The organism is Pseudomonas sp. Fl4BN1, from assembly GCF_009908285.1.
Classification (GTDB): domain Bacteria; phylum Pseudomonadota; class Gammaproteobacteria; order Pseudomonadales; family Pseudomonadaceae; genus Aquipseudomonas.
Genome location: NZ_JAAARM010000001.1, coordinates 208,425 through 228,488 on the forward strand (window position 1 = coordinate 208,425; position 20,064 = coordinate 228,488).

The window sequence follows — 20,064 nt, forward strand, 5'->3', positions numbered from 1 at the left end:
AACTCGTCGTTGAACTATCGGACGGGTTCAAAAACTCGTGGACGCTTCAGGTTCTCCCGGCCACCGATTCGGCGAGGATGCACAGCAGCTCGAACATCAGGGTTGCCCCCACCAGGGACGTGGCGCCGCCGACGTCGAAGGGCGGCGAGACCTCCACCACATCGGCACCGATCAGGTTCAGGCCGCGCAGGCCACGGATCATCTGTTGCGCCTGGAGAGTGGTCATGCCGCCAATTTCCGGGGTACCGGTGCCGGGTGCGAAGGCCGGGTCGAGCACATCGACGTCAAAGCTGATGTAGGTCGGGCCATCGCCCACCACGCGTCGAGCTTCGGCCAGGGTGGCTTCGACGCCGATGTCGGCGAACTCCTCCATGTGGATCACGCGGATCCCGCAATCCTTGGCAAAGTCCTCGTCGTCGGCGGAGTAGATCGAGCCGCGGATGCCGATCTGCACCGTGCGTTTCGGGTCCAGCAGGCCCTCTTCGATGGCGCGGCGAAAGGGCGTGCCATGGGTGTAGAGGTTGTCGCCGAAGTAACGGTCGTTGGTATCGGAATGGGCGTCGAAGTGCACCATGCCGATGGGGCGCTGGCGGGCCAGGGCGCGGAAGATCGGCAGGGTCACCAGGTGATCGCCGCCTACCGCCAGGGGCACTGCGCCGGCGTTATGCAGCTGGCTGAAGAAACCTTCGATCTGTTTCAGCGAGTCCAGCAGATCGATGGGGTTGACCGGTGCATCCCCCAGGTCGCCGACTCGCACCAGGTCATACGGGGCGATGCGGCTGACGTGGTGCACCTTGCGCATCAGGCTCGACTGGTTGCGTACCTCCCGCGGGCCGTGACGGGCACCGGCGCGGTTGGTGGTGCCGCCGTCCCAGGGCACGCCCACCAGGGCGATCTGCACCTGGGCGGGGTCGTCGAACAGCGGCAGGCGCATGAAGCTGGGGATGCCGGCGAAGCGCGGGACCAGGGCGGCATCCACAGGTTGGGGAAAGGGCTTGGGCATGGTGTGGTTCCTTTATGATTTTTATTGGATACAACCGGCCGCATCAGAGTAGGTGGGGTAGCCGCCAGGTGACATAACCGCAGCCGCAAGCTGGTTTACGTTTTGTGGTAAGTGATGTGCAGGGGCGCGCGAGTCTGCAGGGCAGGTCCGCGGGTTTGCAAAAAGAGCAGGACTGCCAAGGTGATGCAGGCACCTTGGCGAAGTGTGTTGTGCCAGGAAACGGCCGGCCCTGTTGGTTTGACTACGACTCACCCTGCTTGTCCAGCCCGTGCTGGGCGTCATAGAACACATGGTCGGGGTAGGGGTACCACCAGCTTTGGATACGAGGTTTGTGATCGATGATGACCATCTTTGAGCGGCGAAACGCGTCGAGCCCCTGGCGGCCCAATTCGCTGCCTAGCCCCGACATTTTCCAACCACTCAACGGTAGGGCGTCGTTATCCACCAACGGGTTGTTGACCCATACCATGCCCGCCTCAAGGCGCTCTGCGGCTTCCATCGACTCGGTCAGGTTGGTGGAAAACAACGAGGCTCCAAGACCGAAAGGTGAATCGTTGGCCAGGCGGATCGCCTCGTCGAAATCCGCGACTCGACAGATCGCCGCTACGGGGCCGAAGCATTCTTCCTGCAGGATCGCCATGTCACCGGTGACTCCGCTGAGGATGGTCGGCTCATAGAACCAGCCCACGGGCCGGTCTTGCGGGATGCGTCCACCGCAAAGTACCTGCGCACCTTTGGCTACGGCGTCTTCCACCAGGCGTATGACTTTGGCTCTAGCGACTTCGCTGATCAGTGGGCCGATCTCCGAGCGCTCCAGGCCATGACCAATACGTAGCTGGCGGGTACGCTCGACGAAGCGTTCGACAAATGCCTCGTAGATATCATCGACCACATAAAAGCGCTCGGCTGAGGTGCAGATCTGTCCGCTCAGGTGGAAGGCGGCGGTCACCGCACCCGCTACCGCGACATCCAGTGGGGCATGCCTGGAGATGATCATCGGATCGCTGCCTCCAGCCTCGATCACACAGGGCTTCATCAGGTCGGCACAGGTCACCGCCACGGCATGCGCTGCGGCGATACCTCCGGTAAAGGCGACTGCGTGGGTACCTGGCGATTGCACCAGGAGCTGGGCGGTCAACGCATCCCCGGGTAGGCAGCACACCAGCCCTGGCAACAGATTCATGAAGTGGCTGAGAAATTTCAGGGTGCTGAGGGTGGCTGTTTCCGCAGGTTTGACGATGCAGGCATTGCCTGCTGCCAGGGAGGCCGCAACCGTCCAGCACATCAGCAGAATGGGATAGTTGAAAGGCATGATATGCACGCTGACCCCGTAAGGCTCATAACGCACATGCTGAAATGAGCCGGTCTGCGTGGTGCCTGCAACCTTGCCGGCATCATCCCGTGCCATCTCCGCGTAATAGCGGAAAACCGATGCGCAGTTGGCCAGCTCACCCATGGCCTCCGGAAAAGGCTTGCCCGTCTCCAGAGTCATTAGCCGCGCCACTTCACGGTTGAACTCTGTTGCCTTTTCGATCGTGTTGGCCAGTTCATGCAGGCACGCTGCACGGCTTTTGGCATCCACTTTGGCCCAGTGTCGCTGTGCGGTATTGGCGGCGTCGACTGCCGTCTGCACATCAGACTTTTCGCAGAGACTTATGCGTCCGACCCGTAACAGTGTCGCTGGGTCGAAGACCTCGCGCAGCCTGCCACTGGCAGGAGTCAGGTAGTTCGGATTGATAAAGTAAAAAGCTTTTTCACAGGTGAAGCTGGTCATCGGTCTGTCCTTGACGCATGGGGGGAACCGCCATTGGCATCGGTAACCCAGGTTGCCAACCCTGGCTGAGCCGGCTGCTTTAGAGGCCGGCTCCCAGTGCGAACGGGGGCTGGAGACGGCTGTTTAGCGAATCATGTAGACCTTCTTGATCGTCTGATGGACGGTGCAGGTACCTTTCCAACCCTGGCGAAAGAAGGCGATGCAGCCAGGGCTGATCTCGATGACCTCGCCGGACTCATGGACATAGGTGCAGCGCCCCTCAAGAAAGTGGCAGAACTCATCGCTGGTCACGTGACACAACCACTTGCCGGGGGTACAGCGCCACAGGCCGCACTCTGATTGGCCTTGCGCACCCTTGTGCAGGAGCACTCCGGCAACTCGTGACTGGCCCTCCAGACTTTCCGGTATTTCACCCCAATCCTTCAGGTCGGTGATCTGCAGCGGGTCTTGCAGGACGGGTGTGTTCATCTGTCTTGCTTCTTGAGGGGCATGCCCTCTTGATGAAGCGGTAGTGCTTCCTGCCTAAGGATTGCATCGAGCACTTTCGCGGCCTCTACGGTGCCTTTGCGTGCTTGCATCTGCGTGCTGGTGCGCTGCAGACGCTGATGCAAAGTTTGGTCGCTCAGGCAGGCGCTCAGAGTGTCGGCCAGTTGCGCCTCGGTCCATTGATAGCGGTCGAGCATGAAACCGTGTCCGGTCTCCTGGGCACGCATAGCGTTGTCGTGGCCATCCCAGACATAAGGCATGACGATGGCCGGCTTACCGAAGAACAGGCACTCGGTGAAACTGTTATTGCCACCGTGGTGGATGACTACGTCCACCTGAGCGATAACCGAGGGTTGTGGCAGCCAGTTGGCGATCAGTACGTTGTCTGGCAACACTGGGTACTCGTGCAGATGCTCACCGACATTGACCAGGGCGCGATAGGGCAACTTGCCCAGGGCGGCGATCAGCCGCTTGAGCAGAAAAGTGTCGCTGGCGCCCAGGCTACCGAAGCTCACATACAGCAGTGGCTGGTGGCGATTCACTGGAAAGTCGGGGATTGTGTAGGGGCGGTCCTTGCGCACGCTGCCTTGCAGGTAGTGGAAGCGTTCGGCTGGCAGTGGATGGCGCCTTTTGAACCGGACTGCATCGGGGTAGAGCAACAGGTTCATGTAAGGAGAGGGTTCGCAAAAAGTGCCCAGCGGATAGGGTTGTTCGCCATGCTCCTGGAGAAACCGGTTGAAGTCCTCATGAATCGGCTGGATCACTTCCTCGAAGCGTGCACGGAAGCGTGCATGGCCTGCAGTGTCATGAACGCTCATTCCGGAAAGATGCGGCGGGATGTCCGGGTCGCCGATTTCATTTTCCGAGCAGGAGATGATGCGTACCCAGGGCGCACCATATTGCTTGATCGCGGGAAACAGGATGACGTTGTCGACGCACACAAGATCGGGTTTGAGTCGCTCCAGAGCCTCGGGCAACTCCTTCTGGGCCCATTTTGCGGTGTCGACGATTGCCGCCCAGCACTCCTTTACATAGTTGTCGATCTGCGCCAGGGGCGGTTTGCGAAAGTTCGTCAGGTGTCCGTTAATGAAATCGACCCAGTAGCGGGCCATTTCTTCAGCGGGCATCGGTGCTGACATATTCAGCATGTGTTCCTCAAAGCCAAAGTCGGCATAGACGCCTTGCATGCCTGGGTCGGTCAGGAATACCGCTTTGTGCCCGAGGGCCTCACAGGCCTGTGCAATCCCGACCGAGTTCAAGGCTGGTCCGTAGGCAGCTTCTGGAAAGAAGGCGATCACTTTTTGTTGCATGAGTGTGTGCTCCCGCCTGGACTTCAATGCGTTCAGCGCATCAGCCAGGCTCGCTAGTCCTTTAGGGGTTCCTATTCAGCACGGCATCGCTCTCCAGAGCGGGCGTCCTAGGGGTGTAGGCGACGATCAGTACGGGCTCAAGGGCGGACGCAGCGGTTCGCCCTGAACGTGGCACTCAACAGGGCCGGGCGAGATGCAGGGGGGCTCGTCATGCGGCGGCAGCGAATACGGCGAGTGGTGTGGCTGTGGGAGAGGGGGATAGCGTGAGGGCAGTAGATTGAGGGCAATGCCGGCAGAATGAACAGCGCATTGCCGGTGTGATGGCATCGGGAGGGCTTGGCTGCCAAGCGGGGAGGAGGTGTGCAGTGATGCAGGGAGGTCGGCTTGCTCATGATGTTCACCTAGATCCTTCTGGTGTTATTTAGAGTCACGGGCTTGGAAACTAATGCCGACTCGGGGGCCTGTCAAATCAGCCCCTGGTGTGTCCGGCCGGAACCTGTGCCACAGCGCGTCATGCCGGTGCGCTGTGGCATGAGTCTATTTGTCAGTCGCTGGCCGTACGCAACGCTGGCGCCGCCTGGCTCATCAGGCTGACCCCGACGAACGTCACCAGGCTGACCCCCAGGCCGTAGTAGATCGGGGTGTTGGCCAGGATGCCGTCCCGGGCCATGAAGCCGATCACTGTCAGGCTGCCGGTAACCATGCAGGCGATGGCACCTTTGGCCGAGGCACGACGCCACAGCAGGGCGCCCATGATCGGCACCAGCAGGCCGCCCACCAGCAGGTTGTAGGCGATGCTCAACCCGGCAATCACGTCGTTCACCAGGCAGGCCATCACCAGCATCGCCAGGCCCAGCCCCAGGGTGATCCAGCGGCTGCTGGCCAAGTGGTTTTCCCGGCCGCGGTTGAGGAAGCGGCTGTAGATGTCTTCCTTGAGCACCGTGGCCGAGGCCAGCAGGCAGGCGCTGGCGGTGGACATGATGGCGGCCAGGGCCGCGGCCACCACCAGCCCGCGCAGGCCGGCGGGAAGCACGTTGCGGGTGATTTCGGCGAAGGCGTTCTCGGCCACCGCAAGGTCAGGCAACAGCAGCTTGGCGGCGGCACCCACCAGGGCGCAGGCGGCGCCGTAGAACATGCAGTAGACGCCTGCGCCAAGGCCGGCGTAGCGCACCACGGTTTCGCTGCGCGCGGTGAACAGCCGCTGCCAGATGTCCTGGCCGATCAGGGCGCCGAAGAAGTACAGCAGGAAGTAGGTGAGGATCGTATCCAGGCCGATGTTGCCCAGTTCGAAGAAGCCCGCCGGCAGGTTGGCCTGCAGCGCTTCAAACCCGCCGGCCTGACCGACGCTCATGGGCAGCAGGATGAAGAAGATGCCCACGGTCATGATCACGAACTGGATAATGTCGGTGAGGGTCAGCGACCACATGCCACCGATCACCGAATAGAAGATCACCAGCCCGCCGCCGCAGAGAATCGCCGGGATCCGCGGGATGTCGAACACCACTTCGGTAATCGAACCGATGGCGATGGTCGCAGTGACGGCCACCATCAGGTCGTAGGCGACCATCACACAGCCGCCGATCAGTCGTGAGGAGGCCTGGTACCGCTGTTCGAGGATCTGGGTCACGGTGAATACCCGCAACTGGGCAATCTGCCGGGAGAACACCAGGCTCAGGATGATGATCCCCAGGCCCAGCATGAACACCAGCCACATCCCGGAAATGCCGTAGCTGTACCCCAGGCGCACCGAGCCTATGGTGGACGCGCCGCCGAGCATCACCGCCGACAGCGTGCCCAGGTACAGCGCCGGCCCCAGGCGCCGTCCGGCGACCATGAAGTCGTCCTGGTTCTTCACTTTGCGCATGCCCCACCAGCCGAGGCCGGCCATCAGCAGGACGTAGATCGCCATTACCAGATAATCGAGTGTCATAACCGTTGCTCCTCATTTGTTCTTGTTGTTGAAGGCAGGTCGGCGCAGCGTAGGTTGCAGGCGTTGCCGGGTACATCCCGGCGGGCACAAGCTGGCTTGTGCTTTGTGGAAAGTGCCCGGGCGGCAGTGAAGGCTGCGGGCACTCGGCCGATAGCCTGTGCAGGCCCGGTGGCCGCCTCAGTCAAAGGAAACTTCAGTGATGAAACTCACAACCCCCTCCCTGCTGGCTGCGTTGGCGCTGCTCAGCGCCTGCAGTGTCAAACCGGTACAGCCCTATTCGGAACCGCCCCTGAACGTGCCGACTGCGCAGTTGCGGGTGATCACCAACGGCGAAGTGCGCGGGGATGCCTATGCCGGTTGCCTGGGGGACAGCAAGCGCCTGGCCAAGGCCGGGCGCTTCGGCAGTGACCAGCAGGCCAATATCAACTACCCGCAGTTCCCAGTGCAGCCCCGAGAGATCGACATGCAGCCCCGGTTCGCGCCGAAACTGCCGGCCTACGCAGGCGCAATCCGCATGGGCGAGGGCGCCTACAACGAGATCGCTACCGAATACCGGGTACCGGCCGGGCGGCCTTTCCTGCTGGAAGGCGGGGGGGTGGCGGCGGGTGGCTATGGCAGCACCTATCGCACCTGTCCCGAGGTGAGGAAGGTGGTGGTGTTCGAGCCGGGCAAGAGCTATGAGGCCTATGTCGGCCTGAACTACATCCCCCAGGCGAACGGCGAAACCGCAGCGATGTGTGCCTTTGCGGTGTACCAGTTGTTGCCCCTGGGCAAGCCGGGGGCGGTCATGCCGCTGGCGGTCCAGACCAAACCGCCAGTGGACAGCAAGTGCCCGGGTAGCTGAGCCTCTGGAGGGTTGCCCCGGCCTGCGGTAACAGGCCGGGGGGATTGCTGGTTTAGGCCTCCCAGCCCGCGTCACGCACCGCTTGCTGCACCAGTGGATGCAGTTCGGCGCCTTGCTGCTGCGTCTGCCAGGCCAGTAGCTCCTTGCGCATGCCCGGGGTCCAGTACATCTGCATGTGGTTGCGCACGCTGAGCACGGCTTGATCCTGATTCGGCTCATTGGCGAAGTACGAGGCAATCTGGTTGGCCATCTTGATCAGGTTGGCGGTACTCATCGTGGCACCTCCGCCTTGCCACCCCGGGAGCGACCACGCTTATCCAACAGGCGATGCTGTTCGTCGCTGAACTCCTGGTAGCGCTTCTGCCATTCGGAAGGGTGATAGACGCGGCTGACTTCCACTGCCGTGACCTTGTACTCCGGACAGTTGGTGGCCCAGTCGGAGTTGTCGGTGGTGATCACGTTGGCCCCCGATTCGGGGAAGTGGAAGGTGGTGTAGACCACCCCCGGCGCCACTCGCTCGGTCACCCGGGCGCGCAACACAGTCTGCCCGGCGCGGCTGCCGATGCCCACCCAGTCGCCTTCGTTGATGCCCCGGCTCTCGGCATCGGTCGGGTGGATCTCCAGGCGGTCCTCGGCATGCCAGGCGACGTTGTCGGTGCGGCGGGTCTGGGCGCCGACGTTGTACTGGCTGAGGATGCGGCCAGTGGTCAGCAACAGCGGGTAGCGGCCATTGACCTTCTCGTCGGTGGGCACATAGCCGGTGAGCATGAAGCGCCCCTTGCCGCGCACGAACTCATCGATGTGCATGGTCGGCGTGCCGTCCGGCGCGGCCTCGTTGCACGGCCATTGCAGGCTGCCGTGCCGATCCAGGCTGGCGTAGCTGACACCGGTGAAGGTCGGGGTCAGGCGGGCGATCTCATCCATGATTTCCGCCGGGTGGCTGTAGTGCATCGGATAGCCCAGCGCTGCCGCCAGGGCCAGGGTGCCTTCCCAGTCGGCCTTGCCGCCCAGGGGCTCCATGACCTTGCGCACTCGGGAGATACGCCGTTCGGCGTTGGTAAAGGTGCCGTCCTTCTCCAGGAACGAGGAGCCCGGCAGGAACACGTGGGCGAACTTGGCGGTTTCGTTGAGGAAGATGTCCTGCACCACCACGCATTCCATGGCTGACAGCGCCGCAGTCACGTGCTGGGTGTTGGGGTCGCTCTGGGCGATGTCCTCGCCCTGGCAGTACAGGCCCTTGAAGCTGCCGCCCAGGGCCGCTTCGAACATGTTGGGAATGCGCAGCCCGGGATCGGCTTGCAGGGTGACGTTCCAGGCCTGCTCGAACTCCTGGCGCACGGCCTGGTTGGAGATGTGCCGGTAGCCTGGCAGTTCGTGGGGAAAGGAACCCATGTCGCAGGAACCCTGGACGTTGTTCTGGCCCCGCAGCGGGTTCACTCCAACCCCTTCGCGGCCGATGTTGCCGGTGGCCATGGCCAGGTTGGCGATGCCCATCACCGCGGTGCTGCCCTGGCTGTGTTCGGTGACTCCCAGGCCGTAGTAGATCGCCGCGTTGCCGCCGGTGGCGTACAGGCGGGCGGCGGCGCGGATATCGGCGGCGGGTACGCCGCAGATGGCGCCGAGCACTTCCGGCGAGTTGTCGGCGCGGCTGACGAAGGCGCTCCACTGGGCGAAGGCCTCCGATTCGCAGCGCGCGTCGACGAACGCCTGATTGACCAGCCCTTCAGTGACGATCACATGGGCCAGGGCGTTGAGCATGGCCACGTTGGTGCCCGGCCGCAGGGCCAGGTGCAGCTCGGCGCGGGCGTGTACCGAATCCACCAGGTCGATGCGCCGTGGGTCGATGACGATCAGCCGCGCCCCTTCACGCAGACGGCGCTTGAGCTGGGAGCCGAACACCGGGTGCGCATCGCTGGGGTTGGCACCCATCACCAGGATCACGTCGGCCTGCATCACCGAGTCGAAGCTCTGGGTCCCGGCCGATTCCCCCAGGGTCTGCTTGAGGCCGTAGCCGGTGGGCGAGTGGCAGACCCGGGCGCAGGTGTCGACGTTGTTGTTGCCGAAGGCCGCCCGCACCAGTTTTTGCACCAGGTAGGTTTCTTCATTGGTGCAGCGGCTGGAGGTGATGCCGCCAATGGAATCGCGGCCATATTTGAACTGGATCCGCCGCAGTTCGCTGGCGGCGTAGGTCACCGCTTCGTCCCAGCTGACCTCTTGCCAGGGGTCGCTGATGTGCTTGCGAATCATCGGCTTGGTGATGCGGTCCGGGTGAGTGGCGTAGCCCCAGGCAAAGCGGCCCTTGACGCAGGAATGGCCGTGGTTGGCCTGGCCGTTCTTGTCCGGGACCATGCGCACCAGCTGGTCGCCCTTCATCTCGGCGCGGAACGAACAGCCGACGCCGCAGTAGGCGCAAGTGGTGATCACCGCCCGTTCCGGCTGGCCCAGTTCGACCACGCTTTTTTCCATCAGGGTGGCGGTGGGGCAGGCTTGCACGCAGGCGCCGCAGGACACGCATTCGGAGTCGAGGAAGTTATCGCCGCCGGCGGCCGCGACCCGGGATTCGAAGCCACGCCCGCTGATGGTCAGGGCGAAGGTGCCCTGGACTTCTTCGCAGGCGCGCACGCAGCGGTTGCAGACGATGCACTTGCTCGGGTCGTAGTCGAAGTAGGGGTTGGAGGTGTCCTTCTGGTCCTGCAGGTGGTTGGCGCCGTCGTAGCCGTAGCGCACCTCCCGCAAGCCGACTTGGCCGGCCACAGTCTGCAGCTCGCAGTTGCCGTTGGCCGAGCAGGTCAGGCAGTCCAGTGGGTGGTCGGAGATGTACAGCTCCATGACGTTGCGGCGCAGGGTCGCCAGCTTTGGTGTCTGGGTGTGCACCACCATGCCTTCGCTGACCGGAGTGGTACAGGAGGCCGGGTAGCCGCGCATGCCGGCGATCTCCACCAGGCACATGCGGCAGGAACCGAAGGCTTCCAGGCTGTCGGTGGCACAGAGCTTGGGAATGGTGGTGCCCATCAGTGCGGCGGCGCGCATCACCGAGGTGCCCTGGGGCACGCTGATGCTGCGGCCGTCGATGTTCAGGCTGATCTGCACCTGGCTGTCGCGGGCCGGGGTGCCAAGGTCGATGTCTGTGGCAGGGTCGAAAATACTGATCATTGGTCAGCCTCCGAGGGCTGCAGACCGAAGTCGGCGGGGAAGTGCTTCAGGGCGCTGGCCACCGGGTAGGAAGTCATCCCGCCCAGGGCGCATAGCGAGCCGTATTGCAGGGTGTCGCACAGGTCCTTGAGGATGATTGCCTGATATTGGCGATCCGCGGATTGCGGGGCGGCCAGCAGGCGGTCGATGACCTCCACGCCCCGGGTCGAGCCGATGCGGCACGGGGTGCATTTGCCGCAGGATTCCTCGGCGCAGAATTGCAGGGCAAAGCGCGCCATGTGGGCCATGTCCAGGCGGTCATCGGCGACCACCACGCCGCCGTGGCCAAGCATTGCACCGATGGCGGCGAAGGCTTCGTAATCCAGCGGTGTATCGAACTGCGCAGGCGGCACCCAGGCGCCCAGAGGGCCACCCACTTGCGCGGCCTTCAGCGGCCGGCCGCTGGCGGTGCCGCCGCCATAGCCTTCCACCAGCTCGCGCAGGGTCAGGCCGAAGGCCCGTTCCACCAGGCCGCCGTGAAGCACGTTGCCGGCCAGTTGGAAGGGCATGGTGCCCAGGGAGCGACCCATGCCGTAGTCGCGATAGAACGGCGCGCCCTTTTCCAGGATCAGCGGCACCGAGGCCAGGGTCAGCACGTTGTGCACCAGGGTCGGCTGGCCGAACAGGCCCTGCAGCGCCGGTATCGGCGGCTTGGCGCGGACGATGCCGCGCTTGCCTTCCAGGGAGTCCAGCAGGGCGGTTTCCTCGCCGCAGATATAGGCCCCGGCGCCGACCCGTACCTCCATGTCGAAGGCCTGGCCGCTACCGCCGGCATTGGCCCCGAGGTAGCCGGCATCCCGGGCGATTTCCAGGGCCTCGCGCAGGGTCGCCACCGCCTGTGGATATTCCGAGCGCACGTAGATGTAGCCGTAGCTGGCGCCTACCGCGATGCCGGCAATGGCCATGCCTTCGATCAGCAGGAACGGGTCGCCTTCCATCAGCATGCGGTCGGCGAAGGTGCCGGAGTCGCCTTCGTCGGCGTTGCACACCACGTATTTCGGTTGCTGCGGCGTGTCGCGCACGGTGCGCCATTTGATCCCGGCAGGGAACGCCGCGCCGCCACGGCCACGCAGGCCGGAGTCGAGCACTGCGGCCACGGTCTGCTCACCGCCCAGGGCGATGGAGCGGCTCAGGCCCTCGAAGCCGCCGTGGGCCCGATAGTCCGCCAGGGACAGCGGCCGGGTAATGCCGGCACGGGCGAACAGCAGACGTTGCTGGCTTTTCAGATAGGGCAGGTCTTCCACCCGGCCCAGGGCCAGGGGATGGCTGGCGGGATCAGCCTGCAGGGCATCCAGCAGTGCGGGTACGTCGGCGGCGCTCAGCGGGCCGAAGCCCAGGCGCCCGTCCGGAGTGTCGACTTCCAGTAACGGTTCCAGCCAGTACAGACCGCGGGAACTGGTGCGTTGCAATTGCACCGGGAGCTGGCGCTGTTCGGCCTGGGCGGCGATGGCGCTGGCCACTGCGTCGGCACCTACGGCACGGGCCAGGGAATCACAGGGCAGGTAGAGGCTGGGCATCATGCGTCCTCCCGGCAGGTGGCGAGCAGCGCATCCAGGCGTTCGGCGCTGACGCGGGCATGCAGTTGGCCATCCAGTTCCAGGGCCGGCGAGCAGGCACAAGCGCCCAGGCAATACACCGGTCGCAGGCTGATGCTGCCGTCGGCGCTGCTGCCGTGGTCGTCCAGTTGCAGGCGCTCGCGCAAGTGCGCAGCCAGTTGCTCGGAGCCGTGGCTCTGGCAGGACTCGGCGCGACACAGGCGCAGGATGTGCCGCGCCGGCGGCGCGGTCCGAAAGTCGTGGTAGAAGCTGATGACCCCGCGCACTTCCGCCTGGCTCTGATTGAGCGCGTGGGCGATTTCGGGGACGGCCAGGTCGGGGATGTAGCCCAGCCCTTCCTGGATCTCATGGAGAATCGGCAACAGCGCACCCGGGGAGCCCTTGTGGCGCTCCAGCAGGGTGTGGATCAAAGGCAGGTGCAATGTTTCATCAGGCATACAGCATTCCTCACGGTCACGGACGAACCTGGTGGTTGTCGGTTGTCCGAAAGTGTCGGCTGCGGCACTGGTTGCCACGTCACGGTAGCGCGGCGTTTCAGACCGTTGGCCATGCACCCTGAATGGGCATCTTGTCGTACCCGATGCGGTCATTGCCGCACCTGTTCAGGGCATAAAGGGCAGCTTGACACGCTGCCTCTGATTGATCCGCACGAAAGCGACTTGTTCAGTTCCGAATACGACCACCTATTGAGTCTAGAAGAGCCTGTGCAACCGGGTGGGTGAGCTGCGCACTATCGGATAAAACGCGGGGGGCGGGGGATGACTTCGGTCAGCTCAGTGGCGAATAGCCAGGGGCAGTTGGGGAGGATTGCTATGGCGACGGCGCTTGCTCGCGTTCAGGGGCTCAAGACCGTAAACCCGAGTCCGCGATTCACTTGCAGGAACCGGAACTCAGCCATGGTGGCGGCTGCGTCCCGGCGACAGTGAGCTTCCTCACCGCCGCATCAAGGGCGGGCCCGGCGCTGGGCGGCGTATTGCAGGGCCAGGCGGCCCATGAGCACCAGCAGGGTCAGGCCGATCAACAGCACGGAAATCGCCGCCACACTCGGGTCGACGTTGTCCCGCAGCCCGCTCCAGATGCGTCGGGGCAGGGTGTTGACGTCGACGCTGGTGATGAACAGGGTCACCGCCACTTCCTCCCAGGACAGGGCAAAGCTCAGCAGCGCGGTGGAAAAAATCCCCAGCTTGAGGTTCGGCAGCATCACCAGGAAGGTGGTCTGCATCAGGCTCGCCCCCAGGTTGCGCGAGGCCAGTTCGATGCGCCGGTCCACCTGGCTCAGGGCCACCAGCATGGTCACCACGCCATAGGGCACCACCATTATCACGTGGGCGATCACCACCCCGGGCAAGGTGTCGTAGCCCCAGCCCGGGGCGATGCGTCCGAGGTTGGTTTCCATGAAGTACAGCACCAGCGCCGAGATCACCGGCGGGATCGCCATGGGCAGCAACACCAGGCCGATCAGCAGCGTTGCCAGGCGCGAGCGCAGGTACCAGATGCCAAGGCTGAAACTCACCGCCAGCAAGGTCGCGATAACGCTGGTTGCACTGGCAATGGCCAGGCTCTGGCCGATGCTCGACAGCCAGTCGGGGTTGCTCAGCAGCGCCTCGTAGTGACGCAACGACCAGTTGCCATCGGGCATCGACAGGTAGCGTTTGGCGGTGAAGGAAACCGGGATCACCGTCAGCAGCGGGAACAGCATGAAAACCATGGCGAGCACGGCGATCAGCCGGGTACTCAGGGCAGTGCGATGTGTATTCATAGTGATCTCAACCCACCAGTCGATTGACACGGGTGATACGCAGCAGCAGCCAGATCAGCGCGCTGACCAGGGTCAGCAGCACCAGGCTCAGGGCCGCGCCCAAGCCCCAGTTGCTGGTCTGGAACATCTGCAGGAACACGTACTCGGCAATCATCACCGTCTGCCCGCCACCCAGCAGCACCGGGGTGATGAAGAAGCCCAGGCAGAACACGAAGACCATGATGAAGGCCCCCAGCAGCCCGGGCAGGGTCTGCGGCAGCAGCACCTGCCAGAAGGTCCGCAGGGCGCCGGCGCCCAGGCCGCGGGAGGCCAGCAGTACCCGCTGGTCCAGCTGGCGCATGCTCGACAGCAGCGGGAACAGGGCATAGGGAATCATGAAGTGCAGCATGCCGATCACCACCCCCAGCTCGTTGCGGGTCAGCTGCAACGGATGCTCGATCCAGCCCAGGGACAGCAGGCTGTCGTTGACCACGCCATTGCTGCGCAGGGCGATCAGCCAGCCGAAGGCCCGCACCAGCACCGAGATCCAGAACGGGATGAACACGCAGATCTCCACCATGCGCTGCCAGAACGGCGGGCTGAACACCCAGCAGTAGGCCAGCAGGTAGCCGATCACCAGGGCCAGCAGGCTTACGGTCAGGCACAGGCGCAGGGTGCGCAGGAGCATGTCGTGGATTGCCGGGTCCGTGGCAATGCGCTGGTACTGCTCGATCCCGGGCTCGGGCAGGGTGAAACTCCAGCTCACCACGCCGAAGAACGGCAACAGGTAGAACACCACCAGCAGCAACGGCAGTGGAAACAGCAGCAGGCTGCGTTCCAGGCGTGCGGTTCGGGTTGCACTCATGGTCGACGGCTCACTTGGAGAGGTGGGTCAGGTACTGCTCCAGGGTGCTGGAGTAGTGGTCGGCGTACCACTGGGTGTTGAGGAAGATCTGCTTTTTCATGTTGGCTTCAGAGGCGCAGTTGATCTCCCGCTGTTCAGCGCTCATCAGTTGTTGAGTGGCGGTGTTGGAGGGGCCGTTGCCCAGGGCTTTGAACAGCGTCAACTGGCCGGCCGGCTGCAAGGCGTGCTGGATGAACTGCATGGCTGGCGCGGTGCCCGCCGGGTTGTCCTTGAGCACGCCCCAACTGCTGGCGTTGAGGAAGGCATTGTCGAAGCCCCATTTGATGCGTCCCTCGCTGTCCTCGTGCAGCAGGGTGGCGCGGGTGTGCCAGATGGCGCCCATGGAGGCTTCGCCTTCGATCATCAGCTGCTGACTTTCGGCGCCCGAGCCCCAGAACGACAGGACATGGGGCTTGAGTTCGTCGATCTTGCGCAAGGCCCGGGGCACGTCCAGCGGATACAGCTGGTCGGCGCTCACGCCGTCGGCCAGCAGTGCGGCTTCGAGCATGCCGTTCATCCATTTGTACAGGGTGCGCTTGCCGGGGAATTTCTCCACGTTCCAGAAATCTGCCCAGTTCTTCGGGCCGTTGTCGCCGAATTTCTGACTGTCCCAGGCGATCACATAGCTGAATAGATAACCGGCGATGCCGTGTTCATGGGACAGCTCCGGGGCCACCAGATCGCGTTGCACCACGCTGTAGTCCAGCGGCTGCAGGACCTTGTCGCGGCCCAGGGTCATGGCGCTGTAGCTGTCCACATCCACCACGTCCCAGCTTGGTCGGCCGCTGGCCAACTGCGAGCGGATTGCCCCTTCGGTGGGGCCGGCGCCGTCGATGCGCACCGGGATGCCGGTGCTCTTGGTGAAGCTGTCGGTCCAGGCGCTGCGGAAGGCGTTGAGCGCGTCGCCGCCCCAGTTGACCACCACCAGGGGCTTGTCCGCCGACCAGCTGATGCCACTGCGCAGCGCCAGGGGCACCGCCGCCAGCAGACCCATGGCCTGGAGGAAGGTGCGGCGACTGACCTGTCCGCCACGGGCTTTTTCGATGAGGATTTCAATGCAGTCGCGTTGATGGTGCTGGCTCATGGGGCAAGTCCTCGCGAGGCCGACGTGCTAGGCGCCGGCCGATATTGTTATTGGCTTTCTACGAAAACGCTCGACAGCGGGCGTGGCCGGCTCAGGCTTCCAGGAGGAAGCTGTGGCGCACCGGCCAGCTCAGCCACACCGGGGTGCCACTGGGCAAGCGGGCGCCGGGGTGATCGCCAGGCACCGAAAGGTTGACCGGCGCCAGTTCCGGGCTGATGTTCAGCGCCAGATGGGTGCTGGAACCCTGGTAGACCCGATCGCCGAGGCAGGCCGGCAGCACGTTGTGATCCCCCGCCAGGGGGCGCTCGGTGTGCAGGGTCATGTGTTCCGGGCGCACCGCCAGCAACTGCGGCTGGTTACTGATTTCCCCGGCCGTCGTGGCCTGTAGCGGGCTGTCGCCAAAGCGCCCGCTGGCCTGGCTGCCATGGCGCGAAATGCCCTGCAGCGGCAACAGGTTCATCTTGCCGAGGAACTCGGCGACGAAGCGGTTTTTTGGCCGGTCGTAGATGTTTTCCGGGGTGTCGATCTGCGCCAGCCGCCCCTGGTTGAAGATGGCGATGCGAGTCGACAGGGCCAGGGCTTCACCCTGGTCGTGGGTGACGAAGACGAAGCTGGTACCGACCTGGCGATGGATGCGCTGCAACTCGGTCTGCAACTGCTCGCGCAGGTTCTTGTCCAGGGCCGACAGTGGCTCGTCGAGCAGCAGCATGTCCGGCTCGAACACCAGGGCGCGGGCGATGGCGACTCGTTGTTGCTGGCCGCCGGACAGCTCTGAGGGTTTCTTGTGCAGGTGCGCGCCCAGGCCCACCACGTCGAGGATGTGCTTGACCCGGCGCTGGCGCTCCTCGGCCTTCACGCCACGGATGCGCAGCGGGTAGGCAACGTTGTCGGCCACGCTCATGTGCGGGAACAGCGCGTAGCCCTGGAACACCATGCCGTAGTTGCGCTTTTCTGCCGGTCGCCGGCTGATGTCCACGCCATGCTCCAGCAGTTTGCCGGCGCTGGGGGTGAGGAAGCCCGCGAGGATCATCAACAGGGTGGTCTTGCCTGAGCCGGAGGGGCCCAGCAGGGTGAGGAATTCGCCTTGGCGAACGTCCAGGTCAATGCCATCCAGGGCGGTGAAGTTGCCGTAGAACTGGCTGATTCCTTGGGCACTGAGTTGAGTCGAGGGGCTGCTGGACACTACAGAAATCTCCCGCAAAGCCGGCCTGCGCTATGGGATTTTTATTGTCGGAACAGCAGGCGGTCGGCTCATTATTGTGAAAAGCAACGCCACATCAATGGAATAATTTTTGCCTCATTGGTGAGTGAAATTTCCCAGTCGCGAGCTCTTCAGGGATCGATCAACGGGCTGTCAGTGATGCCCTGGGCGCTGACCTGCAGCTGGTTTTTCAACCAGGCGCTGAAGGCCTGGACTACCGGCCGCTCGGCTTTGGCCGGATCGATTACCAGGAAGTAGCCACGCAAGGCGCTGATGGCGATGTCGAAGGGTCGCACCAGCAGGCCCCTGGCCAGAGCGTCGCCGCTGAGCAGATTGTCGCCAATGGCCACGCCCTGGGCGGCGATGCAGGCCGACTGCGCGCAGTGGGCATCGGAGAAGGTGATGCCGCCATCGGCATTGACCTGGCTGGCACCGGCCGCCGCCAGCCAGACTCGCCAGTCGCTGGTGTCGCTCATGTGGATCAACGGGAAGTCCTTGAGGTCCAGCGGGGTCTTCAGGCCGCCGATGGCGTTGATCAGGCGCGGACTGCACACCGGCGAGAAGCGCAGGGTGACGATCTGCTCCACCAGCAGCCCCGGCCAGTCGCCAATGCCGTAGGCGATGAACAGGTCGGCTTCGGCGTCGCTGGTGTCGTCCTGGGAGCGCGGGCTGACCACGTGCAGTTGCACCTGGGGATATTGGCGCAGGAAGCCGTTGATGTGATTGCACAGCCAGAAACTGGCGAACCCCGGGTTGCAGCTGATGCGCAATTTGCCAGACACCGCGAGGCCGTCGAAGCGCCTCCCGGCGTCCTGGATATCCGCCAGGATCCGCCGGACTTCGCGGGCATAACACTCACCCTGATAGGTCAGGCCGATACCGCGCCCGACGCGCTCGGTGAGGGCGAAGCCGAGGCTCTGTTCAAGGCTGATGATCTGGTGGCTGATGGCGCTTCGGGTCAGGCTCAGTTGCTGCGCGGCAGCAGTCACGCTGCCCAGCCGGGCCACCGCGTCGAGGGCACGCAGGGCGGTGATCGAGGGATAACGCATAGCACCTCCGGGTCGGGGAAACCGCTTTTCGAGTGTGTCCGGCTGCGCGTTGTTGTCGGGCCCTGGCAGGGCGTCGATCCAGCGGCTGCCGCGCCGCAGTATGGGCCGCCGTGCCGGCAGACTGGTCAATTTTCTTTGACATTAGTGGCGAAAAAATTCGATTGATGTAAACCACGCTTCACCAATACTGAGCCTCGATCCGGCCCGCAGCCGACCGGACCATTCCCATAACAACAACAGGTTCCGCAGGCCCGGAGCTGGCGCTGAGGCGTCCTGGTGCCGGCCGGCGGGAACCTGGATAAACAGGAGTGCCGCGGATGTCCCGCTACAAAGAATTCGCTCTCGATTGGGTTGAACGCCACCGCCAGCAACTGTCGGACTGGCACCAGATCATCTGGCATTACGCTGAACCGGCGTTCCGTGAATACAAGTCCTGCGCCTGGTATGTCCAGTTGCTGGAGGCTGAGGGTTTCACCGTCGAGCGCGCCAGTGGTGGCATGCCTACAGCCTTTTGCGCGACCTTCACCCAGGGCCAGGGGCCGGTACTGGCCACCTACGGCGAGTACGACGCGGTGCCCGGTAACTGCCAGGCGGCGACCACCCGCAAGCAACCGCGGGACGGCCTGTCGCGCTTCGCTCCGGGGCACACCGATCCGCACTCGGCCCTGGGCATCAGTGCCCTGGGCGGCGCCTTGGCGGCGAAGGCGACCATGGTCGAATTCGGCCTTCAGGGCAGCATCAGGTTTTTCGGTGAGCCGGCGGAAAAACTCCGCGCCTCCAAGCCGGTGCACGCGGCCAAGGGCTACTACGACGACCTGGACGCGGCCATCAGCTTTCACCCCACCTACATGCTGCCGCTGAACAACACCACCACCTGGGATACCCACTGCGGCATCGCCTACGCCTACATCTACAGCTTCACCTGCGAGGACCCGCAGAACTGGATCGCCGCCGACCGCTACAGCCCCATTCCGCAGAATCACTTGGCAGCCCGGGCCCCGGGGGCCAACGATGCCCTGGTGCATTTCTACACCCTCAACGAAAGCCTGCGCCGCTCGACCCTGCCGTTCACCGGCCTGTGGAGCTACAACGAGGCGATCCTCACCGCCGGCCAGGCCACGGCGGACAACCTGCCGCCGCACTTGTCACAGATCCAGTACCTGTTGCGTTGCGACTCCATCGAACAGGCCGAGACCATCTCCCAGGTGATGGACAACAACGCTGCGGCGGCCGCCATGGCCACCGGCTGCCAGTGGAAAAAGACCTGGGTGTGCAAGTCCCGGGGCGGCTTGGCGAACCACGTGATGGCCCAGGCCACCTACGACAACCTGGCGGCAGTAGGTGCCCCGCAGTGGGATGAAGAGGCCCGGGAAATTGCTCGCGAGATCCAGCGCAACCTGGGACTTGAGGCCATGGACAGGCCTTTCCTGCCGGCCACTGAAACCCTGATCGAACCCCAGGAATGCGAACGGCAAATGCGCCTGCAAATGCCGGCCTGGCAGAACTACCTGACCTCCGACGACTACCCGGAATACACCTGGCACTGCCCCACCGTGCGCCTGTTGGTGGCCCGGCCGATGCTCAGCGCACCGCAAGGCACGGTCTATCCGGACTGGGTATCCAACGCCCTGGGGGGGATTCGCCAGACCATCGACCCGATGATCGAGGTCGCTGCCAAGACCATCGCCGCCACCCTGGTGGACCTGCTGACTGACGAGGCACTGCTCGGCGCGGCCAAGGCCGAGTTCGTCGAGCGCACCGGCGGTGGCATCGGTGGTACCCGCTGGCAGGCGCCGCTGCTGCCGGTGGACTTTCAGGTACCCCACGATTTCCGCTGGCCGGAGTACATCAGCACGGCGCGGGGGGAAGAGTGGTGGATTCCGGCAAGGGTGGATGAGTAGAGTCGTTTGTATCAAGCGTGCGCAAGTTACCGGCAGCTCATGCATGAGTCGTCGGTTTGTATCTCTTTCGTAGTTCTACTCCGCCTTCTCGG

The 20,064-nt window shown here is 63.9% G+C and carries 16 protein-coding genes; 2 read left to right on the top strand and 14 right to left on the bottom strand.

The window, feature by feature from the left end:
• Positions 1-46: 46 nt before the first annotated feature.
• The 5 genes from speB to GV818_RS00965 all read right to left on the bottom strand — a co-directional run bounded on the left by speB (position 47) and on the right by GV818_RS00965 (position 6,503).
• On the bottom strand, positions 47-1,003 hold the full coding sequence (gene speB / locus GV818_RS00945) for an agmatinase (RefSeq protein ID WP_161754260.1): 957 nt from the start codon (positions 1,001-1,003) through the stop codon (positions 47-49).
• Between the two features lie 241 nt (positions 1,004-1,244).
• On the bottom strand, positions 1,245-2,777 hold the full coding sequence (locus tag GV818_RS00950) for an aldehyde dehydrogenase family protein (protein WP_161775637.1): 1,533 nt from the start codon (positions 2,775-2,777) through the stop codon (positions 1,245-1,247).
• 123 nt (positions 2,778-2,900) lie between these two features.
• Positions 2,901-3,245 carry a cupin domain-containing protein gene (locus tag GV818_RS00955; RefSeq protein ID WP_161775638.1) on the bottom strand — a complete coding sequence of 115 codons (345 nt, stop codon included), beginning with the start codon at positions 3,243-3,245 and terminating at the stop codon, positions 2,901-2,903.
• Positions 3,242-4,573: a nucleotide disphospho-sugar-binding domain-containing protein gene (locus tag GV818_RS00960; RefSeq protein WP_161775639.1), complete on the bottom strand. Its 1,332-nt coding sequence runs from the start codon at positions 4,571-4,573 to the stop codon at positions 3,242-3,244. Before GV818_RS00960 ends, GV818_RS00955 begins: the two co-directional genes overlap by 4 nt.
• Positions 4,574-5,117: 544 nt before the next feature.
• On the bottom strand, positions 5,118-6,503 hold the full coding sequence (locus GV818_RS00965; protein WP_161775640.1) for a sodium:solute symporter: 1,386 nt from the start codon (positions 6,501-6,503) through the stop codon (positions 5,118-5,120).
• A gap of 199 nt (positions 6,504-6,702) precedes the next feature.
• Here GV818_RS00965 and GV818_RS00970 point away from each other — a divergent pair, with 199 nt between their 5' ends.
• Positions 6,703-7,347 (top strand): amidase, encoded by a 645-nt coding sequence (locus GV818_RS00970; protein ID WP_161775641.1) that lies wholly within the window; start codon positions 6,703-6,705, stop codon positions 7,345-7,347.
• A gap of 52 nt (positions 7,348-7,399) precedes the next feature.
• Here GV818_RS00970 and GV818_RS00975 read toward each other — a convergent pair whose 3' ends face one another.
• From GV818_RS00975 to GV818_RS01015, 9 genes are all read right to left on the bottom strand, one after another.
• The gene (locus GV818_RS00975) at positions 7,400-7,621 is read right to left on the bottom strand and encodes a formate dehydrogenase subunit delta (protein ID WP_161754272.1); all 222 of its coding nucleotides are present in this window, start codon (positions 7,619-7,621) and stop codon (positions 7,400-7,402) included.
• Positions 7,618-10,500: a formate dehydrogenase subunit alpha gene (gene fdhF / locus GV818_RS00980; protein ID WP_161754274.1), complete on the bottom strand. Its 2,883-nt coding sequence runs from the start codon at positions 10,498-10,500 to the stop codon at positions 7,618-7,620. The genes GV818_RS00975 and fdhF overlap by 4 nt, the downstream gene beginning before the upstream one ends.
• A complete protein-coding gene (locus tag GV818_RS00985; protein WP_178124664.1) occupies positions 10,497-12,059 on the bottom strand; it encodes a formate dehydrogenase beta subunit in 1,563 nt (520 codons plus the stop codon). The genes fdhF and GV818_RS00985 overlap by 4 nt, the downstream gene beginning before the upstream one ends.
• On the bottom strand, positions 12,056-12,532 hold the full coding sequence (locus GV818_RS00990; RefSeq protein ID WP_161775642.1) for a formate dehydrogenase subunit gamma: 477 nt from the start codon (positions 12,530-12,532) through the stop codon (positions 12,056-12,058). Before GV818_RS00990 ends, GV818_RS00985 begins: the two co-directional genes overlap by 4 nt.
• A gap of 506 nt (positions 12,533-13,038) precedes the next feature.
• Entirely contained in the window at positions 13,039-13,854 is an 816-nt protein-coding gene (locus tag GV818_RS00995; RefSeq protein ID WP_161754278.1) for an ABC transporter permease, read from the bottom strand.
• A 7-nt stretch (positions 13,855-13,861) separates the two neighbouring features.
• Entirely contained in the window at positions 13,862-14,698 is an 837-nt protein-coding gene (locus GV818_RS01000) for an ABC transporter permease (RefSeq protein ID WP_161754280.1), read from the bottom strand.
• A gap of 10 nt (positions 14,699-14,708) precedes the next feature.
• A complete protein-coding gene (locus tag GV818_RS01005; protein WP_161775643.1) occupies positions 14,709-15,821 on the bottom strand; it encodes an ABC transporter substrate-binding protein in 1,113 nt (370 codons plus the stop codon).
• A gap of 91 nt (positions 15,822-15,912) precedes the next feature.
• Positions 15,913-17,004: an ABC transporter ATP-binding protein gene (locus tag GV818_RS01010; RefSeq protein WP_161775644.1), complete on the bottom strand. Its 1,092-nt coding sequence runs from the start codon at positions 17,002-17,004 to the stop codon at positions 15,913-15,915.
• A 149-nt stretch (positions 17,005-17,153) separates the two neighbouring features.
• Complete coding sequence (locus GV818_RS01015; RefSeq protein ID WP_161775645.1) at positions 17,154-18,071, bottom strand: LysR substrate-binding domain-containing protein; 918 nt, start codon at positions 18,069-18,071, stop codon at positions 17,154-17,156.
• A gap of 317 nt (positions 18,072-18,388) precedes the next feature.
• On the opposite strand from GV818_RS01015, the gene GV818_RS01020 reads away from it, so the two are divergent.
• Positions 18,389-19,972 carry an amidohydrolase gene (locus GV818_RS01020; RefSeq protein WP_161775646.1) on the top strand — a complete coding sequence of 528 codons (1,584 nt, stop codon included), beginning with the start codon at positions 18,389-18,391 and terminating at the stop codon, positions 19,970-19,972.
• Positions 19,973-20,064 lie beyond the last annotated feature (92 nt).